Here is a 14,286-nt window from a genome sequence, read left to right as displayed (position 1 = left end):
GAGTGGCGAAGAAATTTTCGAGCTTCCATTTGTCCGGCGGGATGCTCATATGCCAAACAAATACGTGCGCATGCGCGCATGCCAGCCTTGGAGGAGCGTCCGATGACCTCGAAACTTGATCAGCTCAAAGCCATGACCGTTGTCGTCGCAGACACCGGCGATCTCGAGGCCATCAAGACCTATCGTCCGGTCGACTGCACGACCAACCCCTCGCTCGTCCTCAAGGCAGCCGAACTGCCCGCCTACCAGGACGTCATCGAGAACGCGATTTCCTGGGGCCGCAAGCAGGGCGGCACCAAGGACGCGGTCGCCGCGCATGTCGCCGACCGTCTCGCCGTCGCCTTCGGCGCCGAGATGTCGAAGCTGGTGCCTGGCCGCATCTCGACCGAGGTCGACGCCGACCTCTCCTTCGACACCGAGGCTTCGGTAAAGCGCGCCCGCGACATCATCGCGACCTATGAGACCATGGGCGTCCCGCGCGAGAAGATCCTCGTCAAGCTCGCCTCGACCTGGGAAGGCATCCGCGCCGCTGCGATCCTCCAGAAGGAAGGCATCGACTGCAACCTGACGCTTCTGTTCTCGCTCGCCCAGGCCGTCGCCTGCGCCGATGCCGGCGTGTTCCTGATCTCGCCCTTCGTCGGCCGCATCCTCGACTGGCACGTCAAGGCCTCCGGCAAGACGTTCGAGCCGGAAGAGGATCCGGGCGTCCTCTCGGTCCGCCAGATCTACAGCTACTACAAGCAGCACGGCATCTCGACCGTCGTCATGGGCGCGTCGTTCCGCTCGACCGGCGAGATCGAGGCGCTGGCCGGCTGTGACCGCCTGACCATCGCGCCGGCTCTGCTCGAGAAGCTCGCCGCCGACAACGGCACGCTGGTGCGCAAGCTCGACCCGAGCAACACCGGCGAGAAGATCGCCACCGTCGCCGCCGACGAGAAGAGCTTCCGCTGGGCGATGAACGAGGACCAGATGGCGACCGAGAAGCTCTCGGAAGGCATTCGCCTGTTCGCCAAGGACCTGCGCGCGCTGCGCGCCTTGATCGCCAAGCGCCTGGAGGCCGGCGTCCCCGCCTGATCGTCTTCGGCTCAATTGGAAAGGCCGGTGCCCTCCGGGGCGCCGGCCTTTCTTTTGGCCCGCCTTCCGGGCCGCCTCGAATATTTTCTGCGTGCAGAATGTCGACAAATCGGCCAGATTGCCTGCGACAGGATTGCGCAAAGGTTTTCTCAAATGGCTGCGGCTCGCCGACAAGGGCCGACGCGATCCATCGATCCCGCCAAGCGCGCATGGAAACGCCCGATGCAGACGACCGAAACCACCCATTTCCGCCGCCTCAAGCCCGTTCCGCACACGAGCGTCGCCTTCACGGACGGCTTCTGGGCCGAGCGCACGCGGATCAACCGCGAGACGACGATCCCGACCCAGTTCCAGCGCCTGGAGGAGGAGGGCTTCATCGAGGTGCTCGACGTCGACCAGCCGCCGAAGCCATTGGTCCGGCCGATCAACGAATACGGCCTGTCGATGCAGATGTTCTTCGATTCCGATTTCGGCAAATGGATCGAGGCGGCGAGCTACAGCCTCGCCACCCATCCCGATCCCGAAATCGAGGCGAAGATCGATTTCCTCGTCGACAAGCTCGACCACGCCCAACTGGCGGATGGCTACCTGAACACCTGGTTCATCCGCCGCGATCCCGAAAAGCGCTGGACCAATCTGCGCGACTGGCACGAGATGTACTCGATGGGCCATCTCCTCGAGGGTGCCGTCGCCTACTATCAGGCGACGGGCAAGCGCCGCTTTCTCGACGTGATGATCCGCTGCGTCGACCACATCGCCACCGTCTTCGGCCGCGAGCCGGGCAAGCGCCGCGGCTATGACGCGCATGAGGAGATCGAGCTGGCGCTGGTGAAGCTTTTTCGCGCCACGGGAGAGAGCCGTTTCCTCGACCTCGCCCGCTATTTCATCGACGAGCGCGGTGCGCAGAACCCGCACTACTTCGACGAGGAAGCGAAGGAGTTTCCGGGCGGCAAACCGTTCAACTTCGGCACGTACGAATACAGCCAGTCGCACAAGCCGGTACGCGAGCAGGACGAGGTCGTCGGCCACGCCGTGCGCGCAATGTATCTCTACAGCGCCATGGCCGATCTCGCCGCCGAGGACGATGATGCGAGCCTCAAGGCGGCCCTCGACAAGCTCTGGCGCCACCTGACCAGTCGCCAGCTCTACGTCACCGGCGGCATGGGGCCGGCGGTCGAGAACGAGGGTTTTACCCGCTCGTTCGACCTGCCGAACGAGACGGCCTATGCCGAGACCTGCGCCGCCGTCTCGCTGGTGTTCTGGGGCCATCGCATGGCCGGGATCGATCTCGACGCGCGCTTCGCCGACCATATGGAACTGGTGCTGCACAATGGCGCGCTGTCGGGCGTGTCGCTGGCGGGCGATGCCTATTTCTACGAGAACCCTCTGGAGAGCCACGGCCAGCATCGCCGCTGGCGCTGGCATTATTGCCCCTGCTGCCCGACCAATCTCGCCCGCCTCGTCGCCTCGCTCGGCGGCTATGTGGCGAGCCATGACGACGAGAACGTCGCCATCCACCTCTACGCCGCCTCGACCATCGACCTCGAGGTGGCGGGGAGGGCACTGCGGCTGACCCAGCAGACCGCCTATCCCTGGGACGGCGACATCCGCATCACGGTGGAGGCCGACGCGCCGGTGCCGGCGACGCTCTGGCTGCGCATTCCCGGCTGGTGCCGCGACGCGACGGCAAGCGTCAACGGCGCTCCGGTCGATGTCGCCGCCCTGACCCGGAAGGGCTATCTCGGCATCCGTCGCGACTGGGCGGCGGACGACGAGATCCGCCTGCATCTCGCCATGCCGGTCGAGGCGCTGCATGCCCACCCCGATGTCGGCATGGATGCCGACCGGGTCGCGCTCAAGCGCGGGCCCGTGCTCTATTGCGTCGAGGAGGCCGACAACGCCGCGCCGCCGCAGCATATGCGGCTCGCCGCCGGCGAAGCGAAGGCCGCCTTCGACGCCGGCAAGCTCGGCGGCGTGGTGACCCTCGCTGTTCCCGCGACGATCGACCGGACGGCCGACTGGCAGGATACGCTCTACCGACCGAGGCCGGCCGAGACGGTAGCGGGCACCATCACCGCCATTCCCTATTTCGCCTGGGCCAATCGCGAACCGGGCGCGATGCTGGTCTGGCTGCGCGACGGGCGCTGACATCGTCGGCCGCCCTCTGCCGCGGGCAGGAGAGGGCGAGCCGCGGGCCTTGCCTCGGCTTTGCCCGGCGGGGCATGAAGGATCGTTGCGGACTGGAAAGGGCGGGGAGCGCATGCGGGTTGGAATTGTCGGGGCGGGGATCGTCGGGGTCGCCACCGCCCATGCGCTGCTCGACGACGGCCATGTCGTCGACCTGATCGACCGCGAGGGCATCGCGGCGGGCACCTCGGCCGGCAATGCCGGCTGGATCGCGCATCTCGACATCCTGCCGCTCGCCTCGCCCAAGGCCTGGCGCCATTTGCCGCGCTGGGCGCTCGACCCGCTCGGGCCGCTGGCGATCCGGCCGTCCTACCTGCCGGCGCTGACGCCCTGGCTCGCCCGCTTCGTCAGCGCGAGCCGCCCGTCCCGCATCGAGGCCTCGACCCAGGCGATCGCCACCCTGAACGGCCTGGCCCTGCCGGCCTGGCGGAAGCGGTTGCAGGCGGTCGGCCTCGGCCATCATCTGCGCGAAAGGGGGCTGCTCTCGGTCTGGGCCGATGCCGGCGGCTATCGCGCGGCGCAGCCCCTCTTCGAGCGCCAGCGCGGCCTCGGCATCGCGGTCGAGACGCTCGACGCGGCAGACCTGCGCAGGCTGGAGCCGGCGCTCGGACCGCGCGCCGTCGCCGGAGCGCTCTATCCGACCGGCTGCCATGTCTCCGATCCGCTCGATTTCACCCGCGCACTGGCGCAGGCGGCGCTGGATCGCGGCGCCGAATTGCGCAGGTTCGAGGTCGTCGATGTGCGCGCCGGCGGCGACAAAGTCGCCCTCCGTACCTCTTTCGACACGCTGGCGGAGTATGATCGCATCGTCGTCGCGACCGGCGCCTGGTCGAAGCCGCTGGCCGCCTCGCTCGGCGACAGCGTCCCGCTCGACACGGAGCGCGGCTACAACGTCACGCTGCCCTCGGGACGGTTCGGCCTGACCCGGCCGGTAATGTTCGAGGGCGAGGGCTTCGTCACCACGCCGCTCGACACCGGCGACCGCGTCGGTGGCAGCGTCGAGTTCGCGGGGCTCGCGGCGGCGCCCAATTTCAGGCGCGTCGATGCCATTCTCGGCCGGTTGCGGCGCTTCCTGCCGGAGGCGGATCTTTCCGGCGGCACCCGCTGGATGGGGTTTCGGCCGTCGACCCCGGATTCACTGCCGGTCATCGGCCGCGCGCCGCGCGATCCTCGCATCGTCTACGCCTTCGGCCACGCCCATCATGGCCTGACCCAGGCGACGGCCGAACTGGTCGCCGCTCTCCTGGCCGATCGGCGGCCGGATATCGACCTCACTCCCTATTCACCCGAGCGCTTCGCCAAGAGGTTCTGAGCATGGCTCGCCATACCTTCGTCTGCATCGACGGCCACACCTGCGGCAATCCCGTCCGCGTCGTCACTGGCGGCTCGATCCCGGTGCTCAAGGGCGCCACCATGTTCGACAAGCGCCAGCATTTCCTGGCCGAGTTCGACTGGATCCGGAAGTCGCTCTGCTTCGAACCGCGCGGCCACGACATGATGTCGGGCTCGATCCTCTATCCGCCGTCGAGCGACGATTACGACGTCGCGATCCTGTTCATCGAGACCTCGGGCTGCCTGCCCATGTGCGGCCATGGCACGATCGGCACGGTGACGACGATCATCGAGCATGGGCTCGTGACGCCGAAGACGCCCGGCCTGCTTCGGCTCGAGACGCCGGCCGGCCTGGTCGAGGCGCGTTATGTCCAGAACGGTCCCTATGTCGACAGCGTGACGCTGACCAATGTTCCGTCCTTCCTGCTTGGCCGCGGCTATGAGGTCAATGTCGAGGGCATCGGCGCGTTGACCGTCGACGTCGCCTATGGCGGCAATTTCTATGCGATCGTCGAGGCGCAATCGAACTACGCCGACCTGTCCGATCTCGAACCCTCCGACATCGTGCGGTTGTCGCCGAAGCTTCGCGCCGCATTCAATGCGCGGCACCAGATCGTGCATCCGGAAAACCCGGCGCTGAACAGGCTCACGCACGTGCTCTGGACGGGCAAGCCGAAGAGCCCGGGCTCATCGGCGCGCAACGCCGTCTTCTATGGCGATAAGGCGATCGACCGCTCGCCCTGCGGCACCGGCACGTCGGCGAGGGTCGCACAACTCTTCGCGACCGGCCGGCTGCAGGAGGGCGAGGCCTTCGTGCATGAGAGCATCATCGGGTCGACCTTCACCGGCCGCGTTGCCCGCCAGACCACCGTCGGCGGCAAGCCGGCGATCATTCCGACGATCGAGGGCTGGGCGCGCGTCACCGGCTACAACACCATCTTCGTCGACGACCGCGATCCGTTCTGGGCCGGTTTTCAGGTGGTGGACGGAGAGGGCTAGGCGCGGCCGGCCTGCAAAGAAGTGTGATGTCCGCGACATCGGACTCGTAGCGTGAGGGGCGCCCCTCGGCTAAAACGACAATCCCGACGCCAATCTGGATCCGCCGCCATGCGTGCCCTCGTTCTTGAAGAAAAGCTGAAGCTCTCGCTCCGCGACATCGACCTGCCGCTCGAGGTCGGTCCGCGCGACGTTCGCATCGCCATCCACACGGTCGGCGTCTGCGGCTCGGACGTGCACTATTATACCCATGGCGCGATCGGCCCGTTCATCGTCAAGGAGCCGATGGTGCTCGGCCACGAGGCCTCCGGCACGGTGCTCGAGATCGGCTCCGAGGTGAAGAACCTTAAGGTCGGCGACCGCGTCTGCATGGAGCCCGGCATTCCCGACCTGACGTCGAAGGCCTCGAAGCTCGGCATTTACAATGTCGATCCGAGCGTCACCTTCTGGGCGACGCCGCCGGTGCATGGCTGCCTGACGCCGGAAGTCGTCTTCCCCGCCGCCTTCACCTACAAGCTGCCGGACAATGTCTCGTTTGCGGAAGGGGCCATGGTCGAGCCGTTCGCCATCGGCATGCAGGCGGCGACCAAGGCCAAGATCGTTCCCGGCGACACGGCGCTGGTGATCGGCGCCGGTCCGATCGGCATCATGGCAGCGCTCGCCGCCCTCGCGGGCGGCTGCAGCCGCGTCTACATCTCTGACCTGGTGAACGAGAAGCTCGCCATCGCCGGCCAGTATGACGGCGTCATCCCGGTCAACATCCGCGAGACGGACCTGAAGGCTAAGATCGCCGAGGAGACGGAGAACTGGGGCGTCGACATCGTGTTCGAGGCCTCGGGCAGCCCGCGCGCCTATGACGGCATCTTCAACTATGTCCGTCCCGGCGGCACCATCGTCTTCGTCGGCCTGCCGGTCGAGCCGATCGCGCTCGACATCGTCTCGGCCTCGGCCAAGGAAGTGAAGATGGAGACAGTGTTCCGCTATGCCAATGTCTTCGACCGTGCCTTGGCGCTGATCGCGTCGGGCAAGGTCAACCTGGTGCCGCTGATCACTGGCACCTATGACTTCGAGCAGTCGATCGCTGCCTTCGAGCGCGCCGCCTCGGCCAACCCGAACGACGTGAAGCTGCAGATCACGCTCTGAGGCTTCGCGCCTCATCGAAGGTGTAGGCAAAAAAAGGCCCCGGAGCGATCCGGGGCCTTTCCTATTCCGGCTAAGGAAGGCCGGTCACATCATCCAGTAGGGCGGGATGCCGTAATAGTCGTGGACCCGCTTTTCATAGTCGCGGTCGCCCCAGGCCGGCTCGTCGCCTTCGTCATAGGCGGGGCCGCCCTCCAGCTGTTCCTTGGTCAGGCCGACGACATAGCCGCCCTGTCGCGTATCGTATTTCAGCGTATTCCACGGCAGCGGATGGTATTTCTCGCCCAGGCCGAGGAACCCGCCAAAGGACATGATCGCATAGGCGACCCGTCCGGTCTGCTTGTCGATCATGATGTCATGAATATCGCCGAGACGATCGCCGGCGGTATTGTAGACGGCGGTGCCATCAACCTTGGCGGCGCCGATCAGCGAGCTGCTAACGTGGGTATGTTCCATCGTCTTCCTCCATGATCTCGAATTGATGGAGGGTCAACGTGGTGAGCGGACTCTGGTTCCCAAAGGGATCGTCGGTTTGTGTCAGGCCGTCATGGTCTTGCGGGCGACGAGATAGATGTGCTCGCAGGCAAGAACCGTCTCGCCGGTCTGCTTGGTGACGGTGACGAGCTCGGAGACGATGCCGTGGCTGGCGCGCTTCGGATGGTCGCGCCTGTCGACGATCTTCGCCTCGACGGTGATGGTGTCGTTGATGAAGACGGGCTTCACGAACCGCACCTTGTCATAGCCATAGGACATGGCGTGCGGGTTGATCGTCGTCGCCGTCATGCCGACCGCCACCGACAGGATCAGCGTGCCATGGGCGACGCGCTGCTTGAAGTCCTGCGTCGCGCACCACTCCGCGTCCATGTGGTGCGGGAAGAAATCGCCCGTCTGGCCGGCGTGGATGACGATATCGGCCTCGGTGATCGTGCGGCCCATGGTGCGGCGGGTAAAGCCGATTTCGTAGTCTTCGAAGTACTGCTCGACGATCATGATGATCCTGCGCATCGCGGGTTGAGGAAGACCCTCACCCAACCCTCTCCCGCAAGCGGGCGAGGGCTTTTCGGCCGGCGTATCAACGGACCGCAGTGCTGGTCGATAGCGTCCCTCTCCCGCTTGCGGGAGAGGGTAGGGTGAGGGACTTGGGTCTTAGTTGACCCAGCCGCCGTCGATGATGTGCATCTGGCCGGTGGTGTAGGTCGCCGTCGCCAGGTAGATGGCGAGGTCGGCGATCTCGCTCGGCTGGCCGATGCGGCCGATCGGCTGGCGGGCGATGAAGGCGGCGCGGGCGGCCTCGTAGTCGCCCTGGTCGCGCAGGCGCTGCTGCAGCGACGGGCTCTCGACCGTGCCGGGGCAGATGCCGTTGCAGCGGATGCCCTTGGTGACGTAGTCGGCGGCGATCGACTTGGTCAGGCCGACGGTGGCCGCCTTGGTGACGCCATAGGCGAAGCGGTTCGGCACGCCCTTGATCGAGCCGGCGACCGAGCAGATGTTGACGATCGAGCCGTCCTTCTGCGCCAGCATGCCGGGCAGGGCGGCCGAGATGGTGCGCCACATCGACTTGACGTTGAGGTCGTAGGCGAAGTCGAGATCGGCTTCCGTCGCCTGCTCCAGCGCGCCCGCATGCACGATGCCGGCGCAGTTGAACAGCACGTCGATGGTGCCGATCTCGGCGATCAGCGCCTTGACGTCGTCGTTCGACAGCACGTTCAGCTTGCGCGTGGTGATGCCGTCGACGCCGTTCAGTTCCGCCAGCGCCGTCTCGTTGATATCGGTGGCCCAGACGGTGGCGCCTTCGGCCGCAGCCTGTTCCGCGATCGCGCGTCCGATACCCTGTGCCGCTGCCGTGACCAGCGCGACCTTGCCTGCGAGCTTGCCGCCCATTGTCGTCCGTCCCTTTGGTTCGTCTTCAGATCAGGTGGTCTGGAAATTCGATCCTTCGACCGTCTGGCGGCCGATGGCGTCGAAATCCCAGGCGATGCCGAGACCGGCCTCGGCGCTCGGAATGGCATATCCGTCCGCGATCGTCATGCCCTTTGTCGTCAGGCTGTCCAATTGCGGGATGTATTCGACCCAGCGCGCATTCGGCACGGCGGCGCAGAGCGCAACATGCAGTTCCATAAGGAAGTGCGGGCAGACGACGACGTTGAACGTCTCCGCCAGGTGCGCGACCTTGAGCCAGGGCGTGATGCCGCCGATGCGGGCGACGTCGACCTGGACGACCGAGCAGGCGCGGCGCTGCAGGTAGTCGCGGAAATGCAGGCTCGAATAGAGGCTCTCGCCGACCGCGATCGGGATCGAGGTCGATTCCGACAGGCGGATATGGCCGTCGACGTCGTCGGCGGTCAGCGGCTCCTCGAGCCAGCCGATGTCGGCCGCCTCGTAGTGGCGCGCGCGGCGGATCGCCTCGTCGACCGAGAAGGCCTGGTTGGCGTCGGTGAAGAGCTCGAAGCCGGGGCCGACGGCCTCGCGCACGGCGTTCAAGCGGGCGACGTCCTCATGGATCGGCCGGCCGACCTTCATCTTGGCGCCGCCGAAGCCGTTCGCCTTGGCGCGCAGCGTGTCCTCGATGATCGACTCGACCGGCAGATGCAGCCAGCCGCCTTCGGTGGTGTAGAGGCGGATCTTCTCCTGCGCGCCGCCGGCGAGGATATGCACCGGCAGGTCGGCCTTGCGCGCCTTCAGGTCCCAGAGCGCCGTGTCGATGGCGGCGAGCGCCAGCGAGGTGATGGCGCCGACGGAGGTGGCGTGCGTGAGGAACAGCAGGTCGCGCCAGATCTGCTCGATCATGCCGGCCTCGCGGCCGATCAGGGCAGGAGCCAGCGTCTTCTCGATCAGCGACATGATCGCCGGGCCGCCGGTGCCGATCGTGTAGCTGTAGCCGGTGCCGACCGCGCCATCGGCATCGGTGATGCGGATGATCGGCGTTTCCTGGCTGACGAAGGACTGGATCGCATCGACCCGCTTCACCTTCGGCTTCAGGTCGACCATCAGTCCTTCGACGCGAACGATCTTTGCCATTGTCTCCCCCTGAACTCTCTTTTCAGACCAGCACGCTCTTGCCCGATGCCTTGTCGAAGACATGCAGGCGCGAGAGGTCGAGATTGAAGGTCAGCTGCTCGCCCGGCTTGACGAAGCGGGGATTGAGCATCTTGCCCTGAACTTCCTTGCCGCCGAGTTCGGTGTAAAGCAAGGTTTCGGTGCCGAGCGGCTCCGGCAGGATGACCGTGCGCTCGATCGTCGCCACTTCATTGTCGCCATAAAGGCCGTAGCCGACCGGCGAGAACGCCTCGGCGCGGAAGCCGACGGTGATCGCCTGGCCGTCCGTGACCTTCGCCGCGGCGGCGGCGGGCAGGGCCAGCGTCACGCCGTCGGAGAGCTTCGCCACCTTGCGGCCGCCTTCGGTCGCGGTGGTCGCGTCGAGCAGGTTCATCGGCGGCGAGCCGATGAAGGAGGCGACGAAGGTGTTCTTCGGCTGCTCGAACACCTCGGCCGGCGTGCCGACCTGCTCGATGTGGCCATCCTTCATGATGACGATGCGGTCGGCCAGCGTCATCGCCTCGACCTGGTCGTGCGTGACGTAGACGATGGTCGTCTTGACCTTCTGGTGCAGCTTCTTGATCTCGACGCGCATCTGGCCGCGCAGCTTGGCGTCGAGGTTGGAAAGCGGCTCGTCGAACAGGAAGACGTCCGGGTGGCGCACGATGGCGCGGCCCATGGCGACTCGCTGGCGCTGGCCGCCCGAGAGCTCGCCCGGCGTGCGCGCCAGCAGCGGCGTCAGGCCGAGGATCTCGGCGGCTTCCGCCACGCGCTGCTCGATCGTCGCCGGATCCTGCTTGGCGATCTTCAGCGAGAACCCGAGGTTCTCCTTGACCGTCATGTGCGGATAGAGCGCGTAGTTCTGGAACACCATCGAGATGTTGCGCGCGCGCGGCGGCAGGTCGTTCACGACGCGGTCGCCGATCGAGATCGTGCCGCCGGAGATGTCCTCCAGGCCGGCGATCATGCGCAGCGTGGTCGACTTGCCGCAGCCGGACGGGCCGACCAGCACGACGAACTCATTGTGGGCGATCGTCAGGTCAATGCCGTGCACGACGCCGACATTGCCGTATTTCTTGACGAGCTTCTGAAGCTTGACCTCGGCCATATCAAATTATCCCTTGACGCCGCCGAAGGTGAGACCGGCGATCAGATGTTTCTGCACGATGAAGGTCAGCAGGAGCGCCGGCACGATGATGATCACGGCCATGGCGCACATGCCGGTCCAGTCGACCGTGAACTGTGCGGTGAAATCCATCAGCCCGACCGGCAGCGTCTTCGACGCCGTGGTCCGGGTGAGCTGGGAAGCGAGGGCGAACTCGTTCCAGGAGGTGAGGAAGGCGAAGATGCCGGCCGAGGCGATGCCCGACTTGGCGAGCGGGAACTCGATCTTCCAGAACGCCTGCCAGCGGGTGCAGCCGTCAACCTGGGCGGCCTCCGAGAGAGACAGCGGGATCTGCCGGAAGAAGCCGTCGATCAGCCAGATCGTGAACGGGATGTTGAGCGCCAGATAGACCAGGATGACGCCGAAATCGGTGTCGATCAGGCCGACGCGGCTCCAGATCATGAAGACCGGCAGCGACAGCGAGATGCCCGGCACCGTGCGCGACAGCATCAGCCACAGGAAGGCGACGTTCTTGCCCTTGAAGCGGTAGCGGGCGAAGGCGTAGCCGCCCATCATGCCGATCAGCACGGCGAGCACGGTGCTCGTCACCGAGATGATGACCGAGTTCAGGAAGTAGCGGGCGACGGGAATGCCCTGCTGGTTCTCGGACAGGCCGAGGATCGCGCGGAAATTGTCGAGCGTCCAGCGTTCGGGGATCCAGACCGGGGGACGGGCCATCACCTCGACGTTGTCGCGGAAGGCCGTCATCACGATCCAGAGACCGGGGATGCAGATGATCGCCATGACGATGAACACGGCGAAACGGATCAGCCAGCGCTGCCAGGAGCGTTCCATATCAAGCCACCCCGCCCATGGTGCGTCGCGCGGCGGCGAGCTTGCGGAAGAAATAGACGGTGAAATAGACCGACAGCAGGATTGAGGCGTAGGACATGGCGTTGGCCATGCCCATGCGGGCGTCCTGGTAGCCGGTGCGGGCGATCAGCGTCCACAGCAGCTCCGTGCGTCCGGCCGGGCCGCCATTGGTCATGATCTTGACCATGTCATAGGCGCGCGCCACGTCGAGCGAGCGGATGGCCATGGCGATGTAGACGAAGGGCATCAGGTAGGGCAGCGTGATGTGGCGGAAGACCTGCCACGGATTGCAGCCGTCCACCTTGGCCGCCTCGATCGGATCGCGCGGCATGGCCATCAGGCCCGCCAGCAGCAGGATCGCGAAAATTGGCGTCGACATCCAGACCTCGGCCATCAGGATGGCGAGGTTGGCGGTGACCGGATTGACCAGCCACGGGATCGTCACGTCCGACCAGCCGAGCGACTGGATGGCGTTGTTCACCAGGCCGACATTGTCGTTGAAGATGTACTTGAACTGGAAGCCGACGAGGATCGGCGAGAACATCATCGGGAACATCATGATGGTCCGGATGATGCGCTGGCCGGCGGTCAGCTTGTCGATCAGGAGAGCGATGCCGAGGCCGATCACCAGTTCCAGATTGAGCGCGACCGTCAGGAACACCACCGTGCGGCCGAAGGCCCACCAGAAGTCGACGTCGGTGAGCAGGCGCTGGTAGTTGCGCCAGCCGACCCACTGCCAGAGCGAGGCGGGCTGCACCAGGCGGTAGCCCGTGAAGCTCGTATAGAGCGAGAACAGGAGCGGCAGCGCCACCACCAGCGCGATGATGACGAAGGCCGGCATCAACAGCAGGAGAGGAGGCGAGAGCCGGCTTCGGAAGAAACGCATGGAAGGATTCCGTGAGCCGTTGAACGGGCGGGACCGCGAGGTCCGGGTCTTCTGTGCCCGCTCTCCGCTCGGGGAGTTCTGGGCGGCGGGAGCAGCCACGACGGCGCGCCCTGAAACAAAACCTCGCCCGCGAGCGGGCGAGGTTCATTTGGGTCAGTCAGGGTCTACTGGAGGACGCCGGCGTCTTCCATGATCTGCGTCGCCTTCTTGGCGGCGGTATCGAGCGCCTCCTGGGCGGTCTTCTGGCCGACGATGGCGGCCTGCAGTTCCGGCCAGATCACGTTCGACACTTCGATCCACTGGGGGATCAGCGGCGGCGTGCGGGCTTCGGCGAGGGACTTTTCCCAGACCGCGAACATCTCGGCCATGTAAGGCGTGTCGCCCTTCTTGAACTCCTCGACGACGTCGGTGAACGCCTTGGTCCGGGTCGGCAGGTTGCCGGCGCGGGCTTCGAGCATTTCCGAATCGTAGTCGGTCAGGAAGGTGATCAGGCTGGCCGCGGCTTCCTTGTTGTCGCAGGCCTGGGTGATCGAGAAGGAGTGCGAGCCGGACCAGCCGCCGCGCTTGCCGGCGGTGCCGACCGGCGACAGGGCGAAGCCGACCTTGCCGGCGACCTTGGACTTGGCCGGGTCGTTGTAGAAGGCGGCGAAGCCGGGCCAGTCGAGGTCGACGGCGAGGGTGCCGGCGGCGAAGGCCTGGCCGATGTCGTCCCAGGTATAGTTCACCGTGCCGGCCGGGACGGCCTTGGCGTTGTAGATGTCGATGAACCACTGCAGGGCGTCGACGCCGGCCTGCGAGTTGAAGATCGGCTTCCAGTTCTCGTCGAACATGTCGCCGCCATTGGCGCGCACGATCTCCATGAAGCGGCCGGTCATGCCCTCGTCCTTGCCGGCGAAAGCGGTGCCGTAGAGGTTCGGCGGGCTGGCGAAGAAGATGATCTGCTGCTTCAACTCGTCGAAGGTCTTCGGCGGAGCGAGCTCGGTGCCGAACTTCTCCTTGTACTTCGCCTTGTTGTCGGCGTTCTCGTACAGCTCTTTCTGGTAGTAGAGGTTCGAGACGTCGGTGACGCGGGGCAGCTGCACGAGGCGGCCGTCGACCATCGAGGCAGCCAGCGTGCCGGGGACGTATTCGTCCAGCGTCGCCTGCGGGATCAGCGTCTTCAGGTCGACGTAGAGATCACCGTACTGCGGCGCGAAGCTGGTGTGGTTGGAGCCGACGCACCAGGTGATCGTGCCGGAAGCGATGTCCTGCTTGATCTCGCGGTCGAGCTCGAAATGGTTCTTCGACGAGACGATCTCGACCTTGGCGCCGGTCGCCTTCTCCCATTCGGGAATGCGCGTGTAGAGCTTCTCGTACTGCGTGCCGCCGACGAGCTTCACCTTCAGCGTATAGCCGGGGAAGGAGCCCCAATTGGCAGCGTCTTCAGCCGAAGCGACTGCGGTCAGCGCGCCAAGAGCCGCGCACGAAAAAAGAGCGGCCTTGATGCCGCGCATAAAATTCATGTGTCGAATTCCTCCCAGAAGGCGCCCGAACCGCTTTGGTTTGAGGCCTGTCGCATTCTCCACTACTGAATGGAGCATTCGTATATAAGCGAAATTGACTGGATCGAGTCAATGTCTAACTTGTCGGGGCCGGGCCGCTGGCCCATGGGGAGGCG

The 14,286-nt window shown here is 65.6% G+C and carries 13 protein-coding genes; 5 read left to right on the top strand and 8 right to left on the bottom strand.

The window, feature by feature from the left end; genetic code table 11:
- The first annotated feature begins 102 nt into the window (after positions 1–102).
- The 5 genes from tal (at position 103) to OSH07_RS20690 (ending at position 6,732) form a co-directional block, all read left to right on the top strand.
- The gene (gene tal / locus OSH07_RS20710) at positions 103–1,074 is read left to right on the top strand and encodes a transaldolase (RefSeq protein ID WP_266340598.1); all 972 of its coding nucleotides are present in this window, start codon (positions 103–105) and stop codon (positions 1,072–1,074) included.
- Between the two features lie 222 nt (positions 1,075–1,296).
- On the top strand, positions 1,297–3,222 hold the full coding sequence (locus OSH07_RS20705) for a glycoside hydrolase family 127 protein (RefSeq protein ID WP_266340597.1): 1,926 nt from the start codon (positions 1,297–1,299) through the stop codon (positions 3,220–3,222).
- A 112-nt stretch (positions 3,223–3,334) separates the two neighbouring features.
- On the top strand, positions 3,335–4,573 hold the full coding sequence (locus OSH07_RS20700) for an NAD(P)/FAD-dependent oxidoreductase (protein WP_266340596.1): 1,239 nt from the start codon (positions 3,335–3,337) through the stop codon (positions 4,571–4,573).
- A gap of 2 nt (positions 4,574–4,575) precedes the next feature.
- Entirely contained in the window at positions 4,576–5,592 is a 1,017-nt protein-coding gene (locus OSH07_RS20695) for a 4-hydroxyproline epimerase (protein WP_266340595.1), read from the top strand.
- Between the two features lie 108 nt (positions 5,593–5,700).
- Positions 5,701–6,732, top strand: a complete 1,032-nt coding sequence (locus OSH07_RS20690; protein ID WP_266340594.1) for an NAD(P)-dependent alcohol dehydrogenase — start codon at positions 5,701–5,703, stop codon at positions 6,730–6,732.
- 84 nt (positions 6,733–6,816) lie between these two features.
- On the opposite strand, the gene OSH07_RS20685 is transcribed toward OSH07_RS20690, so the two are convergent.
- The 8 genes from OSH07_RS20685 to OSH07_RS20650 form a co-directional block, all read right to left on the bottom strand.
- On the bottom strand, positions 6,817–7,185 hold the full coding sequence (locus OSH07_RS20685) for a PRC-barrel domain-containing protein (RefSeq protein WP_266340593.1): 369 nt from the start codon (positions 7,183–7,185) through the stop codon (positions 6,817–6,819).
- A gap of 81 nt (positions 7,186–7,266) precedes the next feature.
- The gene (locus tag OSH07_RS20680) at positions 7,267–7,719 is read right to left on the bottom strand and encodes a MaoC family dehydratase (RefSeq protein ID WP_266340592.1); all 453 of its coding nucleotides are present in this window, start codon (positions 7,717–7,719) and stop codon (positions 7,267–7,269) included.
- A gap of 156 nt (positions 7,720–7,875) precedes the next feature.
- Positions 7,876–8,610, bottom strand: coding sequence for an SDR family oxidoreductase (locus OSH07_RS20675; RefSeq protein WP_266340591.1), 735 nt, complete (start codon positions 8,608–8,610; stop codon positions 7,876–7,878).
- 30 nt (positions 8,611–8,640) lie between these two features.
- The gene (locus tag OSH07_RS20670; protein ID WP_266340590.1) at positions 8,641–9,747 is read right to left on the bottom strand and encodes a mandelate racemase/muconate lactonizing enzyme family protein; all 1,107 of its coding nucleotides are present in this window, start codon (positions 9,745–9,747) and stop codon (positions 8,641–8,643) included.
- Between the two features lie 22 nt (positions 9,748–9,769).
- Positions 9,770–10,873 carry an ABC transporter ATP-binding protein gene (locus OSH07_RS20665; RefSeq protein ID WP_266340589.1) on the bottom strand — a complete coding sequence of 368 codons (1,104 nt, stop codon included), beginning with the start codon at positions 10,871–10,873 and terminating at the stop codon, positions 9,770–9,772.
- A 6-nt stretch (positions 10,874–10,879) separates the two neighbouring features.
- The gene (locus tag OSH07_RS20660) at positions 10,880–11,725 is read right to left on the bottom strand and encodes a carbohydrate ABC transporter permease (RefSeq protein WP_266340588.1); all 846 of its coding nucleotides are present in this window, start codon (positions 11,723–11,725) and stop codon (positions 10,880–10,882) included.
- A gap of 1 nt (position 11,726) precedes the next feature.
- Positions 11,727–12,629, bottom strand: a complete 903-nt coding sequence (locus OSH07_RS20655) for a carbohydrate ABC transporter permease (protein ID WP_266340587.1) — start codon at positions 12,627–12,629, stop codon at positions 11,727–11,729.
- 164 nt (positions 12,630–12,793) lie between these two features.
- Positions 12,794–14,122 carry an extracellular solute-binding protein gene (locus OSH07_RS20650; RefSeq protein WP_266340695.1) on the bottom strand — a complete coding sequence of 443 codons (1,329 nt, stop codon included), beginning with the start codon at positions 14,120–14,122 and terminating at the stop codon, positions 12,794–12,796.
- Positions 14,123–14,286: the final 164 nt, after the last annotated feature.

The sequence above is a fragment of the Kaistia nematophila genome, assembly GCF_026343855.1.
Taxonomy (GTDB): domain Bacteria; phylum Pseudomonadota; class Alphaproteobacteria; order Rhizobiales; family Kaistiaceae; genus Kaistia; species Kaistia nematophila.
Note: the sequence above shows the minus strand (reverse complement) of the source record. Positions and strands in the feature narration are given on the sequence as shown.